Raw genomic sequence first — 18,764 nt, forward strand, 5'->3', positions numbered from 1 at the left:
AAAAATCTCGAAAAAACACTTCCGAGATTTGCTAATAAATATTGTTCAAAATTATTACTTTTGATTCTTCTTCAAAGTAGCAACTTCTAAACGAGTCAAGTCACGATATTGACCAGAAACCAAACCATCTAAAGTCAAGAAATCATAACTTTCACGGGATAGCTTTTCAACTTTATGCCCAACGGCATCGAACATGTTCTTAACTTGATGATTGTGGCCTTCGTGAATAACCATTCTAACGATTGAACTGTTCTTCTTTTTGTCTTTTGACATCACACGAACTTTGGCTTTAGCAGTTGTATAGCCTTTTAGCTTAATACCGTTTTCCAATTTTCTGATCTCTTCAGTTGTCAAAATGCCTTCAACTTTAGCGATATAAGTCTTATCTACGTGATATCTTGGATGCATCAAATGGTTGGCAAATTCACCGTCGTTAGTCAACAATAACAAACCAGACGTATCATAATCCAAACGGCCGATTGGGTAAACACGTTCACGGACATCATCTTCCAACAGGTCAGTGACAACTTTTCTATCCTTATCATCTGAAACGGCTGAAATAACGCCACGAGGCTTGTACATCAAGATATAACGTTTCTTCTCTTCTTCCATAGGAACGCCGTCTACTTCGATACGATCGTGGTTATCAACTTTGACACCCATTTCCGTGATCAACTTGCCATTAACTTTAACGTGACCTTTAGCAATCAATTCTTCTGATTTGCGTCTTGAAGCCACACCAGCATCGGCCATATATTTTTGTAATCTAACTTTCTCCATCTATCTCTCCTGTATTTGAGTTTTCCTCAAAGTTTTCTATTTTTGGTAAATCCTCTAAACTCTTAATTCCAAAGTAATCGAAGAATTCATCCGTCACTACATACAAATTAGGATGTCCGGGAACATTCTTCTTGCCATGTTCTTTAATCATTTTTCGCATCAATAAAGTATTCAAGCTTCCGGAACTCTGTACACCACGAATTTCATCGATTTCTATTCTTGTGATTGGTTGTCGATAAGCAATGATCGATAAAACTTCTAAAGCTGCTTGACTGAGTTTTGTTCCCAACCCTGACTTAAAATATTTAGTTAGCAATTCACTGAATTCATTTTTGGTAACTAATTTATAAAGTGAGTTGTAATTGACTAATTGGATGCCCGAATCTCCATCAGTTAATAATTTAACTTGTAATTCTTCAAGATTTTGTCGTAAAGCAGCACTATCGATTTCTAACAATTCGACCAAATCTTTTTCTTTAATACCCTGATCTCCAGCCACAAACAATAATGCCATTATTTTTGCTTGATACACGTTTAATTCCTCAATTCAATAAATAGTTCACTCTTAAAGTCAGCTTGTTGAACGGAAACGAGTTGTTTACGTGCTAATTCCAAAATTGCCATAAAGTCAGTGACGATTTCTTCAATATTGCCGTTCAGTTTCAAAAGTGCTTTAAAAGTAGTTTTTTTGACAGATTTCAGCTCCGTCATAATATTGTCAGTCGCATCTTCAATTGAGAGAGTTTCATTTTCAATCGTCTCCGTTTCTGGTTGACGATTTTTTTGTTCGCGTAACAATTCAGCATAGGTAGTTGCCAAATCCGTCAACGCAACCGAACCAGGTTCAAGAAACTGCTCCAATTGTTTATTAGGAATACTGACCTCTTTGTCAAACTGTTGCTTGCGATACTGCTCTTTTTCTTCAAAATAAGCAGCAACTTTTTTAAAAGTCTGATAAGTCAACAATTGTGAAACCAACTGATCACGAGGATCTTCATCTTGAAATTCATCTTCAATTTCATCCGGTGCTTGAGGCAACAGCATCTTGCTTTTAATTGACATCAATGTGGACGCCATCACTAGATAATCGCCGGCAATATCCAACTGCAAAACTTTCATACTCTTCAAATAATCCAAATATTGTTGAGTAATTTGAGCTATTGGAATGTCATAAATATCGACTTTTGATTCCTTGATCAAATGTAGCAACAAGTCAATTGGACCTTCAAAGTCAGTTAAAACTAAGTTCAATTTTTGCATTAATCTGTTTCTTCCAAATCCTTCTCAAGTTTCTCTTTGTTTTGACGCCAAAGCTTTATCTCTTTACTCAATTCAAAATTACCTAAAATGACTAGTTTAGGGAATCGTTTTTGAACATCGTCAAAAATTTTAAAAACATTGCTTTGCGAGCGATATGAGGGATTTAACGAAATATATTCAATGAAGACCGTTCCTTCAGAAAAAGACAAAGCTACTATTCCGGAATAATCATCAACGTTACTCTTCCATAAATACAACTGGCGATTTTCATCCTCTGAGTAAAGATTTAATTCTTGTTCCATATTGTGAAAGTCTTTTAAATCACTGATATATGACAAAAAGCCCATGGCAATTTTTTTGTTTTCATCACTATATTTACTAAGCATAAATCCTCCTATGCTCGTGGGAAAGCCTTGTTATAAACTTGCTTCATCCGCGTCTTATTAACGTGCGTATAAATTTGAGTCGTTGAAATATCTGAATGTCCCAACAATTCCTGAACCACACGTAAATCCGCTCCATTCTCTAATAAATTAGTAGCGAAAGAATGTCGTAAAGTATGTGGCGTTACGTCTTTAGTTATACCTACTTGAGCAATATATTTTTTGATCATCCGCCAAATCGATTGTCGAGTTAACTTTTTCCCGCGAAAATTCAAAAAGACTTCCGCCTGTTGACCATATTTTGTCACCAAAGGTTCACGGGTTTCTTGAAGATACTTATTCAACCACTTAATGGCCGTCTCGCTGATTGGCAAAAGACGTTCTTTTGAACCTTTACCCAAAGTCTTAATCAGTTCCAAGTCTAAGTGCAAATCGTCCATCTTCAAATTGACTAATTCACTCACTCGCAACCCCATCGCATACATTACTTCAAAAATCGTGCGGTCTCTAATACCCAAACTAGTTGAAATATCAGGCGACTCAATCAATTTATTGACCTCATCCATCGACAAAACTACCGGCAAATGACTGCCCTTTTTGGGAGCATCCAATTCATTCATCGGATTAGTAGAAAGTTTATCAAGCAATTCTAACCATTGATAAAATTTCTTCAAAGACGAAAACATTCGCATCTGAGAGTTTTTCGATTTGCCAGCTTTATCCTGACTAGCAAAAAACTGAGTGACAATAAAATGATCTTCTGGATAAAAATCAAGTTTCTTCTTCTCTAGAAATTGGCTGAATTCCAATAGATCTTGATTGTATGAAGTTATTGTATTTTTTGACAAACCACGTTCTAATCGTAAAAAGCGAGCGTAATCAGACAAAGTATCAATCATCGTTTGATTTTTAATCGCTAATTTATCACTCACTAAAGTCACCTCTATTTGAGATAAGTGTAGCCATCTTTTTGCTCAATCTTCTTTTGTTTCATCAAATTACCAAGAGCACGTTTAAAACTACCCTTACTGATACCAAAGTATTCTCTAATATCATCAGGATCACTCTTGTCTGTATAAGGAATCTTCCCATCACGAGCGTGTTCCAAAACGGCCATGATCATTTGTGCATCGGGAGTAATTTCTTCATAGGCACGTGGGCGCATTGAAAGGTTTAAACGACGGTGACTTGAGCCAATTACACGAGCTTTGATATGTTGTCCAATGTGTAATGGTTGGTCTTGTTCTTCAACGTGGACAAAGCCCATATAATAACTGTCAGTCATGACAAAAGCACCGGATTCTCTAATAGCAATCACAGTTCCTTCCTCATTCTTATTCATTAATTCTTTTAGATCTGTGCTAGGGCTACGAGCAATTTGTGTGTAAAGTTCGATATCAGCTAGTTTACCCCATAAACGACCCTTGTGATCAATTTCTAATTTGACCATCAAATTATCGCCCTTCTTAGGCCATTCACTGTGTTCTAGTGGTAAATCATCTAAAGAAACAACGATATCTTTATCTTCCAAACCGACATTGACGAAAACTCCCAAGTCAGTTCTCACTTCAGTAACTTCTGCGAAATCCCAAACTCCTTGAGTTACGAAAGGTAAGACTGTTGTCATTTTGTTTTTATGTGCTTGATTTTCATAAACAAATCCTGCTACTTGATCACCTAATTCAGGTATTTCGGTTAATTCAATTAAATCTAAGGCAAAAGTTACCCCTTCTACTTGAACAAAGGCTTCATCCTTATTAAGGTCAGTTACCGTTCCAGGCAATACTTGACCGTACATTTCTGCTGCTTCCATTTTTCACCATACTCTTTTTGACATTTTATTTATCTAGAATAAAAATACCCCCAACTACTAGAGGGTATCTATTATTGAATATTTAATCTTCTATATTATATCAGAAAGAACGACTAAGTAATAACTTCACACTAAAAAAAGAACTCACTCTATTAAATAGAATGAATTCTAGTTCATAGCATGGATTCTAAACATTGAATTGATATAATCTGATTCTTCTTGTCCAGTGTTGTATTTATCATCTTTGCACTTATCATATCTTCGTGCCGCCGCCAAAATATCAGCCGTTTGGATCTTATCAAAGACCGATAATCCTTTTTGATCATCATTGACTAAAGCAAAGATATTTTTCTTTTGTTCACTGCGGTACATCTTCTTAGGACCAACCGTCGTTATAAAATCAAAATCATTTTTATCAAATTTCATCCAATTCTCCTAGTTCTCTTACGTATCTAGTGTAGTTCCAAAAACATCAGATAACAAAAAATTAGACTCATCATTTTTTCGATTAAATAAATACTATATGGTAACGATATTTTTCTCAATGTCAACGTTGAAATTATATTAAAAGAGTGAAATAATTTTCTTTGTAGTAAGCGATTACAAATTTAATATTGAGAGAAGGATTTTGTTATGAAAATTAAAGCTGCTATAGTTGATAAAGTAAATGACCCATTCGTTATCAAAGATGACGTCGAATTAGCTGATATGACCGATGATGGTCTACAAGTTAAGGTAGTTGCTTCAGGTATCTGCCACTCTGATGAAGCTCTACGTAAAGGTGATGCTGCCTTTAGTTTTCCAGTAGTTCTTGGACATGAGGGGTCCGGAATTGTCGAAAAAGTTGGTAAAAATGTTACAAACTTCAAACCTGGCGATCATATCATTATGTCATTCTACTCATGTGGTGAATGTGACAACTGTCTAAAAGGTAAACCAACCCAATGTCGTAAGTATGCTGCATCTAACCTTTCAGGTACACGTCCCGATGGTTCAGATCACTTCACAGAAGACGGCCACCACGTAAGTGACATGTTCAATCAATCATCATTTACAACACACACTGTAATTGACAAACGTAATGCTGTTAAAGTTCCTAAGGATCTTGACCTTAGAAAACTTGGACCTTTGGGCTGTGGCTATGTAACTGGTAGTGGTACTGTCTTCAATACCCTCCAACCAAAACCTGGCGACACAATCGCTGTCTTCGGTACTGGTGCTGTTGGTCTTGCTGCCATGATGGCTGGTAAGATTTCTGGATGTGTCAATGTTATCGCTGTTGATATTGTTGACTCACGTTTGGAATTAGCTAAGAAGATGGGCGCTACTGACGTTGTAAACAGTAAAAACGAAGATGCTGTTGAAGCAATCAAGAAGATCACAGGCGGTCTAGGTGTTGACTGGGCTGTTGATACTACTGGTGTTGCTAAAGTTATGACAGATTCAATCGCTGCTTTGACACAAGGTGGTACTACTGCCACAATCGCTGTTACACCACATAACATCGATATCAGTACTTGGAACGACCTTTGTGTTGATGATAAGAAGATTGTCGGTGTAAACATGGGTGATTCAATTCCTCAAGTTGACATCCCTCGTTTGATCAAATTCTATCAAATGGGCGTCTTCCCATTCGATCTAACAGAAAAATTCTACGACTTTGACCAAATCAATGAAGCTGACGCTGATTCAGTCAGTGGTGAAACTATCAAACCTATTTTGATTATTGATAAAGATTACCAACCCGGTGAATAATTAGTTTAATTTAGGCAGACTGTTTTTGATGGTCTGCTTTTTGTTTTGTTTTTATGTTTTCGTAAAACATTTTATATTACTTAATATAAAGTTACATAAGATTAATTTAAATAAGTTGTGTACAATTGTGTACAATAAAAAATAAGCTGATAGATGTTCTATAATCTGTCAGCTTATTTTTCATTTATTCAATTTCATCACTCTGGGCATTTTCTTGCAATCTCTTCAATAAGACATCGGCAATCCCTCTAACTTGCTTGTCACCATCGCGTTGAGACAAACGATAACCAACAAAATAAGGTGAAACTACATATCTAGCCTCAATCTTGCAGATGATTTTCTTACCAAATTTATAGAAGAAGATATTATATGAATCAAACTTCCCACCATACAAGTCATCTAAAACATATTTAACTGTCACCCTAGTAAATTCAGCTAAATCATCAATATACTTAGGATTATTAATAACGACGTTAAATTCAACAAAGCCCATGATTGGTTTTTGTGAGACGTTGACATTGATGTGCTTGGAATTGAAGACATCCATTCCGGTAAAGTTCTCTTCTTCAACGTGTTTGTAGCCATCAACTTTATCTAAACCGATAATTTGAAAATGCGGATGACGTAAAGATCCACCAGACATTGGCCCAAAGTTTTTATACATTAAGACACTCTCGTACTTTTTGCTTTGAATCATTTCATTCCAACAATGATAAATGAATTCAAAGACTTCTTGGTTCTTTTCTACGGAATAATTAGAAATATCGCCTTCGTGATCACTAGATTCAATCACTAAAGTTTGATTAGTATCTCTTAAAGTTTTAAATTTATTCTCCAACCAAATCATATCGCTTTTTTGCTCAATGATATTAGTCAAATTTTTGGTGTCGCAAAATGGGCAATAGTCGTTTCTCTTCTCGACATCTCTGGGTTTTCCTTTAGCTTGTTCAATCTCAAAAACAAGTACATCTTTATTCGACAATCTTCCACCTCAAAATTCTTTAATACTATGATATTAACGCAAACACAAAAAAACTGAAAGAAACTCGTCAGTCTCTTTCAGTCAATTTATATTTTATAGTTAATTATAATTTTATTTAAAAATTATAGTGAACGTGAAGCACCCTTGTATACAACACCACGTCTTGAATCAACAGTAACAGTGTCACCATCTTTAACAAGTGATGTAGCATTCTTAGCACCAACAACTACAGGTAGACCCATAGCAATACCAACAACAGCAGCGTGTGAAGTCAAACCACCGTTTTCAACAACAACGGCACTTGCCTTTTCAAGAGCTGGTAGGTAATCTTTATCAGTCATTTCTGTAACTAATACGTCACCTTCGTTGATCTTCTTGTTTGCTTCTTCAGCAGAGTGAGCAACTACAACGTTACCAACAACTGATTCTTCACCAACACCTTGGCCTTTAACCAATGTTGAACCGATCAATTGAACCTTCATAACGTTTGTTGTACCACTTTCACCAACAGGAACACCGGCAACGATAAGGATCAAGTCACCTTCCTTGGCAAAGCCACGTTCTTGAGCTTTCTTAGCAGCTAAGTCAAACATTTCATCAGTGTTTTCTGGCTTGTCAGCAATAATAGGATCAACACCCCAGTTAACTGTCAAACCACGTTGTGTCTTTTCATCAAATGTAACAGCAAGAATGTCAGCACTTGGACGGTATTTAGAAATCATACGTGCAGTGTAACCACTCTTTGTAGCTGTAACGATTGTGCTGATGTTTAGTTCTTCAGCAGTTCTAACAACTGATTCACCGATTGATTCTGTAACGTTTGAACCTTTGTAGTCTTCGAATCTTTGGATAGCAAGTGAGTTGTTCTTGTCTAATTGTTGTTCTGTACGTTCGTCGATACGAGCCATAGCAGCAACAGCTTCTACAGGGTAGTCACCGTTAGCACTTTCACCTGAAAGCATTGTAGCATCTGTACCATCAAGAACAGAGTTAGCAACATCAGTAACTTCGGCACGTGTAGGACGTGGGTTTTCTTGCATTGAGTCAAGCATTTGTGTAGCAGTGATAACTGGCTTACCTAAAGCGTTACACTTCTTGATCAATGATTTTTGTACGAATGGTACGTTTTTGAATGGAATTTCAACACCCATGTCACCACGAGCAATCATCAAACCATCTGAAACTTTAAGAATAGAATCGATATTGTCGATACCTTCTTGTGATTCAATCTTAGGGAAGATTTGTACGTATTCACAGTGTTTTTCTTCAAGGATTTCACGAATGTCTAGGACATCTTGAGCCTTACGAACGAATGAAGCTGAGATGAAGTTGATACCTTGTTCTAGACCGAAACGAATATCATCTGAATCTTTTTCAGTGATACCAGGTAGACGAACTTCAACACCAGGAGCATTGATACTCTTTCTTGAGCCGATCATACCTTCGTTTTGTACAACTGTAACCAATTCACGGTTCTTGTCATCTTTTTCAGTAATCTTCAAATCAACAAGACCATCATCGATCAATACGTGACCACCAACATGTGTATCATCGTATAGACCAGGATATGTTGAAGCAATCTTTTCTGGTGTACCTGTCAATGAGTCATCCATTGAGATACGGATTGTTTGACCAATCTTAGCTTCGAACTTGCCGCCTTCTTGGACAGTAGTACGGATTTCAGCACCCTTAGTATCAAGAACGATACCTACAGTCTTACCAGTAATTTTTTCAGCTTCGTGTACCATTTCCATACGAGCTTTGTGTTCTGGATGGTCACCATGTGAGAAGTTGAAACGGAAGATGTTAGCTCCGGCTTCAATCAATTTAACGATTGTGTCGACATCGTTACTAGCAGGTCCAAGTGTACTTACAATTTTAGTTCTTTTCATCGAGAATCCCCTTTTCTTGTTGTATTCATCGTTTATTGTAACAAATTAATTCACTTATTGCTTAACTTATCTGCTAATAGATTCGTTTAAGTCAAAGAGTGATAAATCAGGTTTGTGCTTGCTATCGAACAAGTCAAGAATATCATGAGAAGTAATCTTGTTGTCTTCGATACCAACGGCAAGACCACCCTTACCGTCAAGAAGCAAATCAACTGCGTGAGCACCCATCTTACTTGCTAAGACACGATCTCTTGCAGTTGGTGAACCACCACGTTGAACATGTCCTAAGACAGTTGCACGTGAATCAAAGTCACCATACTTGTCTAATTCTTTCTTGAATTCGTCAGCGTGCATAACACCTTCGGCCAAGACAATAATCATATTCTTATTGCCGTTTTGACGACCTTTTTTAACTTCTTCTGCAATTTCTGCAATATCGAAGTCACGTTCTGGAACGATGATCTTTTGAGCACCGCCGGCAACACCAGCCCAAAGGGCAACGTCACCTGCGCCTCTTCCCATTACTTCAACAATAAATGTTCTTTCATGAGAGCTGGCAGTATCATGTAACTTATCAATAGCGTCAACAGCAGTAGAAACAGCTGTATCGAAACCGATTGTAAAGTCAGTGAATGGAATATCGTTATCAATTGTTCCTGGTAGACCGATTGTGTTGTAACCATGTTCAGTTAAACGCAATGCACCATGGTAAGAACCATCGCCACCGATAACAACTAATGCGTCAATTCCAAATTTCTTCAATTGCTCAATACCCTTGAGTTGACCTTCTACGTTAGCAAATTCAGGATATCTTGCAGAATACAAGAATGTACCACCACGTTGAATACGGTCAGAAACGTCAGCACTTGTCAATGGGAAGATATCTCCCGCAACAAGACCAGCGTATCCATAATTGATACCAAACACTTCAAGCCCTTTGTCAATGGCTCTACGTGTGACTGCTCTGATAGCAGCGTTCATACCAGGGGCGTCGCCACCACTGGTTAAAATACCAATACGCTTCATTTGTTCACACTCCAAAATTATTTGTTTCTAAAACAAAACCTAATCAAATATAACATTTTTACTGATTAAGTTGTAGAGCTGAAAACGTTTTAAGATAAATTAATTGCTTTTTTTCACTAAAACACTCCGTTTACCTAGAAACATTTCCAACTTATTCCGCACGTTACTATTAAAGTCTATCCAGTGATTAGATTTCAAGAGTAATGCTTGCCGATTTTTTTCTCGATAAATAATCACCGGCATTTTCCCTCTGGATTCTTCAATTATTTCATACAATTTTTCCAAATTCTGTGCCGTATCTAATTGCTTGGTTACACGCAAATACAATTTTTCGGCTGGCAATTGGACGGTAAACTGCTTAGGGTCATTTAGTCTGTCAGCAATCAATTCCAAATCTCCTCGTTGACCAACATTGCCACGTCCAACGAAAACAAAAATTTTACCATCCAGATCCATATTTTCAATTTGTTGGAATAGCTTTGGAAAGACTGTCACAGAAATTGAACCCGTTTCATCTTCAATCGTCATAAAACACATGCGTTGGCCTTTTTTTGTCCGGATCACACGCAAGTTCTTGACTAAACCTAAGACGTTGACGGCATTTTGAGTTTGATGTAGGTCCGTAACTTTTACTAATGGTAGATTAAGGATACGCTCGCGATATTTTTCAACCGGATGTCCTGAAACGTATACACCTAAGTATTCTTTCTCCTGATTCAAACGTTCCGTCAGCGAAAAGTCATCCACTTGATGCTTTTTAGGATCAAGCACATCAAATAATGACAAATTACTACCTGCTAACTGGATACTCTCAACTAAATCTCGAAAATCATACAATAATTCTTTTCGATTACGATTAAACTCGTCAAAAGCTCCGGACAAAATCATCGGCTCCAGATAATCATTTTTAACAAAGCGCCGATCTAACCGTTGCAAGAAATTCAAAGGACTAGTAAATTCACCATCTTTGTTACGTTCATTGATAATTTCAGCGGCTAAGTCTCGTCTCATCCCTTTAATACTCAAAAAGCCAAATCTAATCCCAGCATCTGAGTCAGTAAATTCAAACTGGCTTTGATTAATATCGACATTGAGGATTTTGACATGCGAATCCTTTGCATCTTGAATATAGGTCGAAACTTTTGTTTCATTATTCAAATTAGCATTCAACAAACAGGCAAAGAAGATATCTGGAAAATGAACTTTGATATAGGCTAACCAAAAAGCAATCATCGAATAAGCAACCGCATGAGACTTGTTGAAACCATAATTACCGAATTTTTCAATATACTGATAAACCTTTTGAGCTGATTCTTTTTCGTGACCTTGCTCGATTGCTCCATCAATAAACTTTTGGCGATTCTCTTCAATCAATTGTTCATTTTTCTTACTAATAGCCCGACGTAAAATATCAGCGTCTGCTAGAGAAAAGTTGGCCATTTCTGAAGATGCTTGCATAACTTGCTCTTGATAAACCAAAATTCCATAGGTTGGCTTCAATATTTTCTCAAGTGAAGCATCCGGATAAGTAACCGGCTCTTGACCGTGCTTTCTAGCAATAAAAGTCGAGATATTTTGCATGGGACCAGGACGGTATAGGGCATTTGTCGCCACAATATCGTCAAAGCTTGTCGGTACTAATCTGCGCAAAACACTTCTGATACCGTCAGATTCAAATTGAAATACCCCATCAGTCGCTCCACGTTGAAAGATTTGTAAAGTTTTTTGATCATTCAACGGAATCTTTTCTGGAATAAATTCCTTTTGATAGCGGTTTGAAATAGCTTGTACGGACTTATCTAAGATAGTTAAGTTTTTCAATCCTAAAAAATCCATCTTCAATAAGCCGACGCTTTCAACGTTATATTTCGTCTGTTGCGTTAAATTGATGCCGTCGTCTTCCAATTGCACCGCCACGATATCAGTCATCGGCTTCTTACTCAAAACGATTCCGGCAGCGTGAGTCGAATAGTGTCTTGGAATTCCTTCAATCCTCTGTGCAACTTTAAATATCAGTTGATTTTCCTTAGAATTATCAATCAAATTGCGAAGAGTACTCGATTCTTCGAAGGATTCTTTCAAAGAAATGTTTAACTTACGAGGAATTGCATTCGACCACTGCGACATTTGAAACTGCGTTTGACTAAAAGTTCGAGAAATATCTCTTAAAGCCATCTTGGCCGCCAGAGTTCCAAAAGTTATGATTTGAGCCATATGATCAGATCCGTATTTATCATGCATGTACATGACCATTTCGTCACGACGGTCATCCGGTAAGTCCAAATCAATATCCGGCATATTGACACGTTGAGGATTCAAGAAACGTTCAAACAATAAATCATATTTGATTGGATCCACTTGAGTAATCCCTAAACAGTACGAAACTAATGAACCAGCTGCTGATCCACGTCCAGGACCGGTCTTGATTCCAACCGCATGTGCGTGCTTAATGACATCCCAGACAATCAAGAAATAATCTGAAAAGCCCATCTTATCGATTACGCTCAGCTCATATTCTAAACGTTTTTGATAATCTGCTGATACTGTTCCTAAGCGCTTTTTCAAACCTTTATTAGTCAAATCATGTAAGAATTGAATTGATGTGATTCCTTGAGGAGTTTGAAACTCTGGCAGTTCTGTTTCTTTAAATTCAATTTCAACATTGCACCGATCCGCAATCGAATTAGCATTATCGACGGCTTCTTGCATGTCAACGTTACCGAAATCATTTGCAAAGACTTGATAATCGCGTAAATAATGATCCCCATTGACGACTACTTGATCTAAATTTTCAAACCGTTGTCCAGTACGCAAATTATTGACTACTTGATATGCTAAATGATCGTCTTGATTGACGTATCTAACATCACCCAAAGCTACTAAGGGAATTTGATAGTCATGAGCAATCTTTCGAATCGTTTTAACGTTATCGATCTGACCAGAGTATAAACTGACGCCTAAATACAAATTGTCTGCCTGGACTAGTGCCCTCAACTGTTCAAAATAGGCCGATAAATCCGTTTTAAGAATTTCTGCATCGCTGGCCGGTGTAATTACAAAGAGTCCACTCAAAACGTCTCTTAAGTCATTTATGTGAACCGGTTCTTTTGTAGACATTATTTGTGATGAGATTTTTATTAAATTTTTATAACCTTTATCATTTTGAGCTAAAAGCAATAATGGATAAGTATTATCAGTTTCAATAATCCCAGCTATTTCAATTGTTAAACCTATAATTGGTTTAATACCAATCTTTTTGGCATATTTATAAAAGTCGATTGAACCGTATAAATTGTTTAAATCGGTCAAGGCAATCGCCGTATAACCGCGAGCTTTACTTTGATCAATCAACTCTGTCAATTTTGCGGGACTATGCAACAAACTAAAACTACTCATCATTTGCAGTTGTGCTTGCAATTTGTCGCCCCCTTTGTTTAAAATTATATCAAAAGCAAGTGAAAGTTTATTGGGAAAAATCCTCAAATGTGCTAAACTACTTGAGAAAGTGAGATGGAAGAAATGAGATACATTGCTGTAATTTTCTGGTCTATCATGCTGGGACAAGTTGCCGGTTTTATCGGTGGTGCTTTGAACCAACAGACATATAACACAAACTATTCTATTATTGTTAGTATAGTCTTTGCTATCATATTCAGTGTAATTCCATTGATTCTTGATAGCTCTGTTAAAGAGTCTAATAACGAGAAAAACGCTTAATTAATATTAGGCGTTTTTTTGTGTCCAAAAAAGAGTTTCGCTAGAACATTCTAACGAAACTCTTTTTTAATACTTAGTAATATAAAGATAAAATCCTTTAGTAGCTAAATTAATATTGAAATTGATGCCATTGGATTTTATTGGATCCATCGAAGTTTTAGTTGAATTTTTGTCAGCATTTTTAGTTTGCTTAGCAAAATCCTTCAAAACTTTTTGGCCATCAGCTCCTAATAACTTAGAGACGATCATCAAATCAGTCGCAAAATTCTTTTGACCAGTTTTAGACTTCAAGTCTTTATAAGGGAATTGAGTTGCAACTCCCATTAGTTGATTATTCTGAACATTCAAATACCACTTAGTTCCATCATTCTTTTTATGCGTCGAAATGCCATTTTTAGAAATCAATTGTAATTGATCATCAGCTTGTCCTGTTGACAACATCGTATAATTATAAGCTTGCGCAAATTCCAAGTAATTCTTCAATGGTGTTGCTTTTTTGACTTTGACTAAACTAGTTTCAGTTTTATCACCATTAACTGCTTTGATACGAACTCTTTGGTTCTTATCGGAAACAGGAACTGAGATAGCAAAGTGTCCACCATCGACGGCAACCTTTTTTGTTTCACCCGCTACTGTATAAGTAAGTTTTTGATAATTAGTAGCCTTACCCTTAATAATAGCCACTAATCCATCTGCACTATATTCTTTTTTAGTAGTCGAGAGGCTTAATTTAGAACAACCAGTCAATAGTAAAAAGAATAGCGGAATAACCATTAGTAAGACGTATTTCAGTTTTTTCATAGTCATACCTCATCATTTAAATCTATATAAAAAAAAGCCAAGTTCAACTTGACTTTTTCATTAAGCTTCTTTGCTATCGTTGTTGATAACTTTTTCACCTTTGTACATACCTGATGGTGATACGTGGTGACTTAAACGATATTCACCAGTAGCAACGTCGAATTGCATGTTTGGTGTATCTAATTTAAGATGTGCGCGTCTTTGGCGCTTTCTTTGTTTTGATGATTTTCTCTTTGGAACTGCCATATTTAAAAAACTCCTTTATTTATATTAACTCAATCAAATCTAACGTTTAATATGATACTATCATAAAATCGTTTGAGCAAGCAAAAATACTATTTTGTTTGCTTTTTTGCATTATTTTCCTTTAATGCATCGGCAATTTGATTGTCATGTGACACTTGAACTTTAGAAATTTGTTTCTTCGCGTGACGATTTAGATCATCATTTTTCTTCTTACCTGAAGTAGCCAAGAGCATAGTAATTACGGCCCCCAAAAGTAAAGAAACGATGATCAAAATAATCAATGGTAATTTAACACGTGTGAATCCAAAACTAACAGTAACCGGATTGACATTTAAAACCGCAAAGATCACGACGATCAATGCAATGACCAAACCTATAACAAATCGAGATTGTTTACCGTTCATATGAATCCTCCCCTATTTACGGTTACCAAGCGTAGCAGCAAAATAGTCACCCAAACTTGGTGCCAGTTTATAAAGCACTGCTGCCAATTCCATATAACGTGGACGATTGATCTCACGTTTATTTCTACCAAAAGTCTTTACGATCTCCCAAGCTAGTTGATCAGGATCAAGGACGAAATACTTCACTGAATCTAGATAATTGCCTGAATGATCAGCGAAATTGAAGAAATTAGTCTTAACAGGCCCGGGGTTTATAGTTGTAACATAAATCCCAAATGGTTTCAACTCTAGTCTTAAACCGTCAGAAAAAGCAATTACAGCTGCTTTTGTAGCTGCATAAGCTGCAGACTTAGGAGTAGTAATTTTACCCGCCATTGAGCCGACATTGAAGATATGGCCGATTCCTTGGTCAATCATATGTGAGGCTACTAAACGAGTCATTAACATCAATCCTAAGACGTTTACACGAAACATCTTTTCAATTTTGTCAAAATCAGTTTCCATATAATTTGAGAAATCCCCAAAACCAGCTGCATTAACTAGGACATCGACACTCTCAGTCAATTCAAAGATTTTTTCGACCCCAGAACTGATTTGATCTGGATCACTCATATCAACGCTCAAATATTCGTGGTGAGCATTTTCAGCTCCGACACGGATACATTCATTTTTCACTTGTAGAAGTTTTTCTTCATTACGAGCAATCAAAATCACGTTGCCACCACATTTAGCGGCATTGACTGCTACATCTTTACCGATTCCAGAAGATGCACCAGTTACGACGATTGTCTGATTCAATAAATTAACCATACTCATCCTCTTTTCTAATTAATTAAATGGTACTTCGTAAATATCGAAATCTTTAGCTACTTTCGTAGGCTTAAAGATTTTTTGAGCTTCTTTTTGCAAGATCAAAGCCCCTCTACCAGTATATCTAGCAGAGATATGAGTCAAAATCAACCCTTTAGCGTGACTTCTTTTTGCAACTTGAGCAGCTTGAGTAGCCGTCGAATGGAAGTAGTTGTAAGCCAATTTCTTCTCATCATTAGAGAAAGTCGATTCATGCACGATCACGTCAGCGTCTTGTGATAATTTATCAATTTCTGGCGTATAACGCGTATCAGAAATAATTGTCACAATTTTACTTGGTTTGTCTGGTCCAATGAAATCTTGACCGTTTAAGACTGTCCCGTCATCCAATGTTACGACCTTACCAGCCTTTAACTGACCAAAAATTGGCCCATTAGGAATATGGTAAGTTGCTAATTTATCAACCAACAATTCACCAACACGTGGCTTTTCAACTACTCGATAGCCAAAGCAAGTTACTCGATGCTTTAGTTTTCCAGCATAGACAGTGAAAGTCTTATCATTAAAAATCTCGCCGCCGTCTTTTAACTCGATATATTTAATTTGATATCCTAATTTACTACCAGTAACCTTCAAAGATGTCTCGACATATTGCTTAATTCCCACTGGTCCATAAATCTCCAATGGTGTATTGCCACCTTGATTGGCACGACTAGACAATAATCCAGGAAGACCAAAGATATGATCACCGTGCAAATGAGTGATAAAAATCTTAGTGATCTTTCTTGGCTTAATAGTTGTCTTTAATATTTGATGCTGCGTAGCCTCGCCAACGTCAAAAAGCCAAACTTCATTTCGCTCATCCAGCATCTTTAATGCTGTACTAGAAACATTGCGGCCTTTCGATGGAACTCCGGCACCAGTTCCTAAAAATTCTAATTCCATAAAAAAATCCTATCTATTTTTTATCTAATGATTTCAAAACTTCTTTTGCAACAAAGGCAGAATAATACATTGACCCATCAGGATTTGGATGAACGTTGTCATCGTAGAACCAATCCGTATGACCGTTTGAATAAGCATTCCAGTAAATAATAGTCAAATTCTTATACTTCTTTGAAGCTTGGTCTAAGACGCCATTAACAGTCTTTTCCCAAGGTCTAGTTGGAACGTGAACATTGATCCAGAAGACGTGACGTTTAGGTCCAACTAAGTCCATAATTTGACCGACTTGTTGAAGATTGAATGGCCCGTTAGTTCCCAAACCAATCATAACGTTAGATGCTAAAACGCCTTGATCCTTATATTTTTGTAAAATATCAATACTTGCATCCAATTGACGACTAACAGCAGCATCAACGATAACCTTCTTGTCATCGAACAATTTCAAGAAGTTGTCAGATCCATCCGCCATAACCGAATCACCAACTGCGGTCATTGGCACATCTTTTAATCTTTGTAGATCAATTTGTGTCAAACCGTACTTTTCAAAGTCAGTATTGATTGGATTGGACTTAGCCGCCTTCTTATAGCGAGCGTAGTCAGCATCGGACATCTTGCCAGTAGCGTCTTGTTTGTTCTTCGACTTCTTCAAGTTTTCGATAGCCTTTTGCTTCTTAGCTTTATTCGCTTTTTCATTCTTATTGATCTTCGTAGCTAATTCACTGTGGTTAACGTTTGGATTAGGTGCACTAACAGCTTTAACGACACTGTAGCAACCAGTCATACTGATTACCGCAATAATCAAAGCTAGAACTCTTTGTACGCTAGTTGAAGAACGGAAGAAGTTTTTAACATCTTGCCATTTAGCGTGTGCCAAAGGTTGTTCAACGAATCTAAATGAAAATTCAGTTACTAAGACGATCAAAATAACTTCGATAACTGGGTAAAGAATTGGGTGATCAGCAATGTTCTTGAACTTTGATTCAAAGAAAATCATTACTGGGAATTGATACAAGTAAAGACCGTAACTTCTAGTACCTACATAGTGGAAGACACGGTTTGACAAGATACCATTCCAGAATGAATCAGGATGCGCAACTACAGCAATGAAAATACATGTAGTGACTGAGAAGATAAACATCCCACCACGATATAGGAATGGATCGTTATCTTTGATCGTGAAAATCATCAAAAGCATCAAGGCAAATGATAATAGTCCCACTATGTTTAATTTCAGTTTGTCATTTTTCTTCAAACCACTCTTCAGTTTCTCAGCTGGCCAAACTAAAGCCAAACCACAACCTAGAAGGATTGAGAAAAGTCTAGTATCAGTTCCATAATAAATTCTACTTGGATCAACACCCGGCTTGAACAAGATAGCCATCCAGATTGCTGAAGCGATTGAAAGAATCATCGCAAAACTGAAGATACGGCTCTTTTTAACGCCATATTTAGTGAATAAAATAAGCAAAATTGGCCAAACGATATAAAATTGACCTTCAATTGACAACGTCCACAAATGAGTAAATGGTGATTCATTATTGGCAAATCTTTCAAAATAAGATTGGCCATTAAAAATCTGCCACCAGTTATAGACGTTCAACACATTTGTTACAAATATTTGATCTAAGTGATACAACAGATCTTTTAAAAACAGCACGATATAAGCCCCAGATGCTAGTAATACAAATAACATCCCCGGATATAATCGTTTGATTCTTTTAGTATAAAAATTACTTAACGAGAATGAACCACCATAATCAACAGTATTAAAATAATGATCTGTGATTAAGTAACCCGATATAAGGAAGAAAATTGGTACTCCCAAATACCCGCCGGAAAAAATATTGGGATTCAAGTGATACATGATAACACCGATAACCCCTAAAGTACGTAGTCCATCAAATCCAGTAATAAATCTTCTTTTCGGTGATTTATTCATTTTTTTATTGC

Annotated in this window: 19 protein-coding genes; 2 read left to right on the forward strand and 17 right to left on the reverse strand. The window is 36.7% G+C overall.

Annotated elements, in window-relative coordinates:
* Nucleotides 1-54 precede the first annotated feature (54 nt).
* The 7 genes from LF20184_RS07205 to LF20184_RS07235 all read right to left on the reverse strand — a co-directional run bounded on the left by LF20184_RS07205 (nucleotide 55) and on the right by LF20184_RS07235 (nucleotide 4,662).
* Complete coding sequence (locus LF20184_RS07205; protein ID WP_010019918.1) at nucleotides 55-780, reverse strand: pseudouridine synthase; 726 nt, start codon at nucleotides 778-780, stop codon at nucleotides 55-57.
* Entirely contained in the window at nucleotides 767-1,294 is a 528-nt protein-coding gene (gene scpB / locus LF20184_RS07210; protein WP_050783092.1) for an SMC-Scp complex subunit ScpB, read from the reverse strand. Before scpB ends, LF20184_RS07205 begins: the two co-directional genes overlap by 14 nt.
* Nucleotides 1,295-1,314: 20 nt before the next feature.
* A complete protein-coding gene (locus LF20184_RS07215) occupies nucleotides 1,315-2,040 on the reverse strand; it encodes a segregation and condensation protein A (protein ID WP_010019920.1) in 726 nt (241 codons plus the stop codon).
* Entirely contained in the window at nucleotides 2,040-2,426 is a 387-nt protein-coding gene (locus tag LF20184_RS07220; RefSeq protein WP_010019921.1) for a hypothetical protein, read from the reverse strand. Before LF20184_RS07220 ends, LF20184_RS07215 begins: the two co-directional genes overlap by 1 nt.
* Before the next feature lie 8 nt (nucleotides 2,427-2,434).
* A complete protein-coding gene (gene xerD / locus LF20184_RS07225) occupies nucleotides 2,435-3,322 on the reverse strand; it encodes a site-specific tyrosine recombinase XerD (RefSeq protein ID WP_029606523.1) in 888 nt (295 codons plus the stop codon).
* 44 nt (nucleotides 3,323-3,366) lie between these two features.
* Entirely contained in the window at nucleotides 3,367-4,236 is an 870-nt protein-coding gene (locus tag LF20184_RS07230) for a CvfB family protein (protein ID WP_010019923.1), read from the reverse strand.
* Nucleotides 4,237-4,404: 168 nt separating this feature from the next.
* Entirely contained in the window at nucleotides 4,405-4,662 is a 258-nt protein-coding gene (locus tag LF20184_RS07235; protein ID WP_010019925.1) for a hypothetical protein, read from the reverse strand.
* Between the two features lie 207 nt (nucleotides 4,663-4,869).
* Here LF20184_RS07235 and LF20184_RS07240 point away from each other — a divergent pair, with 207 nt between their 5' ends.
* Complete coding sequence (locus LF20184_RS07240) at nucleotides 4,870-5,991, forward strand: NAD(P)-dependent alcohol dehydrogenase (RefSeq protein WP_010019926.1); 1,122 nt, start codon at nucleotides 4,870-4,872, stop codon at nucleotides 5,989-5,991.
* A 184-nt stretch (nucleotides 5,992-6,175) separates the two neighbouring features.
* On the opposite strand, the gene LF20184_RS07245 is transcribed toward LF20184_RS07240, so the two are convergent.
* The 4 genes from LF20184_RS07245 to dnaE all read right to left on the reverse strand — a co-directional run bounded on the left by LF20184_RS07245 (nucleotide 6,176) and on the right by dnaE (nucleotide 13,308).
* Nucleotides 6,176-6,973 carry a DUF4931 domain-containing protein gene (locus LF20184_RS07245; RefSeq protein WP_010019928.1) on the reverse strand — a complete coding sequence of 266 codons (798 nt, stop codon included), beginning with the start codon at nucleotides 6,971-6,973 and terminating at the stop codon, nucleotides 6,176-6,178.
* A 122-nt stretch (nucleotides 6,974-7,095) separates the two neighbouring features.
* Nucleotides 7,096-8,865, reverse strand: coding sequence for a pyruvate kinase (gene pyk / locus LF20184_RS07250; RefSeq protein ID WP_010019929.1), 1,770 nt, complete (start codon nucleotides 8,863-8,865; stop codon nucleotides 7,096-7,098).
* A gap of 66 nt (nucleotides 8,866-8,931) precedes the next feature.
* Nucleotides 8,932-9,891 (reverse strand): 6-phosphofructokinase, encoded by a 960-nt coding sequence (gene pfkA, locus LF20184_RS07255; RefSeq protein WP_010019930.1) that lies wholly within the window; start codon nucleotides 9,889-9,891, stop codon nucleotides 8,932-8,934.
* A 99-nt stretch (nucleotides 9,892-9,990) separates the two neighbouring features.
* Nucleotides 9,991-13,308 (reverse strand): DNA polymerase III subunit alpha, encoded by a 3,318-nt coding sequence (gene dnaE, locus LF20184_RS07260; protein WP_010019931.1) that lies wholly within the window; start codon nucleotides 13,306-13,308, stop codon nucleotides 9,991-9,993.
* Between the two features lie 93 nt (nucleotides 13,309-13,401).
* On the opposite strand from dnaE, the gene LF20184_RS07265 reads away from it, so the two are divergent.
* Complete coding sequence (locus LF20184_RS07265) at nucleotides 13,402-13,608, forward strand: YjzD family protein (RefSeq protein ID WP_010019932.1); 207 nt, start codon at nucleotides 13,402-13,404, stop codon at nucleotides 13,606-13,608.
* 66 nt (nucleotides 13,609-13,674) lie between these two features.
* On the opposite strand, the gene LF20184_RS07270 is transcribed toward LF20184_RS07265, so the two are convergent.
* The 6 genes from LF20184_RS07270 to LF20184_RS07295 all read right to left on the reverse strand — a co-directional run bounded on the left by LF20184_RS07270 (nucleotide 13,675) and on the right by LF20184_RS07295 (nucleotide 18,753).
* A complete protein-coding gene (locus LF20184_RS07270; RefSeq protein WP_056945131.1) occupies nucleotides 13,675-14,409 on the reverse strand; it encodes a hypothetical protein in 735 nt (244 codons plus the stop codon).
* Nucleotides 14,410-14,469: 60 nt separating this feature from the next.
* Nucleotides 14,470-14,655, reverse strand: a complete 186-nt coding sequence (gene rpmF / locus LF20184_RS07275; RefSeq protein WP_010019938.1) for a 50S ribosomal protein L32 — start codon at nucleotides 14,653-14,655, stop codon at nucleotides 14,470-14,472.
* Nucleotides 14,656-14,744: 89 nt separating this feature from the next.
* Nucleotides 14,745-15,059 (reverse strand): lipopolysaccharide assembly protein LapA domain-containing protein, encoded by a 315-nt coding sequence (locus LF20184_RS07280; RefSeq protein ID WP_010019939.1) that lies wholly within the window; start codon nucleotides 15,057-15,059, stop codon nucleotides 14,745-14,747.
* A 12-nt stretch (nucleotides 15,060-15,071) separates the two neighbouring features.
* Nucleotides 15,072-15,869, reverse strand: a complete 798-nt coding sequence (locus LF20184_RS07285; protein ID WP_010019940.1) for an SDR family NAD(P)-dependent oxidoreductase — start codon at nucleotides 15,867-15,869, stop codon at nucleotides 15,072-15,074.
* An 18-nt stretch (nucleotides 15,870-15,887) separates the two neighbouring features.
* Complete coding sequence (gene rnz, locus LF20184_RS07290) at nucleotides 15,888-16,814, reverse strand: ribonuclease Z (protein WP_010019941.1); 927 nt, start codon at nucleotides 16,812-16,814, stop codon at nucleotides 15,888-15,890.
* A 13-nt stretch (nucleotides 16,815-16,827) separates the two neighbouring features.
* A complete protein-coding gene (locus LF20184_RS07295; protein WP_010019942.1) occupies nucleotides 16,828-18,753 on the reverse strand; it encodes an acyltransferase family protein in 1,926 nt (641 codons plus the stop codon).
* Nucleotides 18,754-18,764 lie beyond the last annotated feature (11 nt).

Source organism: Companilactobacillus farciminis KCTC 3681 = DSM 20184 (assembly GCF_002706745.1).
GTDB classification, from domain to species: Bacteria; Bacillota; Bacilli; order Lactobacillales; family Lactobacillaceae; genus Companilactobacillus; species Companilactobacillus farciminis.

Excerpts from the sequence above, each read along its gene's own strand:
- LF20184_RS07205 (WP_010019918.1), bottom strand. The coding sequence starts at position 780 with ATGGAGAAAGTTAGATTACAAAAATATATGGCCGATGCTGGTGTGGCT.
- scpB (WP_050783092.1), bottom strand. The coding sequence starts at position 1,294 with ATGGCATTATTGTTTGTGGCTGGAGATCAGGGTATTAAAGAAAAAGAT.
- LF20184_RS07215 (WP_010019920.1), bottom strand. The coding sequence starts at position 2,040 with ATGCAAAAATTGAACTTAGTTTTAACTGACTTTGAAGGTCCAATTGAC.
- LF20184_RS07220 (WP_010019921.1), bottom strand. The coding sequence starts at position 2,426 with ATGCTTAGTAAATATAGTGATGAAAACAAAAAAATTGCCATGGGCTTT.
- xerD (WP_029606523.1), bottom strand. The coding sequence starts at position 3,322 with ATGATTGATACTTTGTCTGATTACGCTCGCTTTTTACGATTAGAACGT.
- LF20184_RS07230 (WP_010019923.1), bottom strand. The coding sequence starts at position 4,236 with ATGGAAGCAGCAGAAATGTACGGTCAAGTATTGCCTGGAACGGTAACT.
- LF20184_RS07235 (WP_010019925.1), bottom strand. The coding sequence starts at position 4,662 with ATGAAATTTGATAAAAATGATTTTGATTTTATAACGACGGTTGGTCCT.
- LF20184_RS07240 (WP_010019926.1), top strand. The coding sequence starts at position 4,870 with ATGAAAATTAAAGCTGCTATAGTTGATAAAGTAAATGACCCATTCGTT.
- pyk (WP_010019929.1), bottom strand. The coding sequence starts at position 8,865 with ATGAAAAGAACTAAAATTGTAAGTACACTTGGACCTGCTAGTAACGAT.
- pfkA (WP_010019930.1), bottom strand. The coding sequence starts at position 9,891 with ATGAAGCGTATTGGTATTTTAACCAGTGGTGGCGACGCCCCTGGTATG.
- LF20184_RS07265 (WP_010019932.1), top strand. The coding sequence starts at position 13,402 with ATGGAAGAAATGAGATACATTGCTGTAATTTTCTGGTCTATCATGCTG.
- LF20184_RS07270 (WP_056945131.1), bottom strand. The coding sequence starts at position 14,409 with ATGAAAAAACTGAAATACGTCTTACTAATGGTTATTCCGCTATTCTTT.
- rpmF (WP_010019938.1), bottom strand. The coding sequence starts at position 14,655 with ATGGCAGTTCCAAAGAGAAAATCATCAAAACAAAGAAAGCGCCAAAGA.
- LF20184_RS07280 (WP_010019939.1), bottom strand. The coding sequence starts at position 15,059 with ATGAACGGTAAACAATCTCGATTTGTTATAGGTTTGGTCATTGCATTG.
- LF20184_RS07285 (WP_010019940.1), bottom strand. The coding sequence starts at position 15,869 with ATGGTTAATTTATTGAATCAGACAATCGTCGTAACTGGTGCATCTTCT.
- rnz (WP_010019941.1), bottom strand. The coding sequence starts at position 16,814 with ATGGAATTAGAATTTTTAGGAACTGGTGCCGGAGTTCCATCGAAAGGC.
- LF20184_RS07295 (WP_010019942.1), bottom strand. The coding sequence starts at position 18,753 with ATGAATAAATCACCGAAAAGAAGATTTATTACTGGATTTGATGGACTA.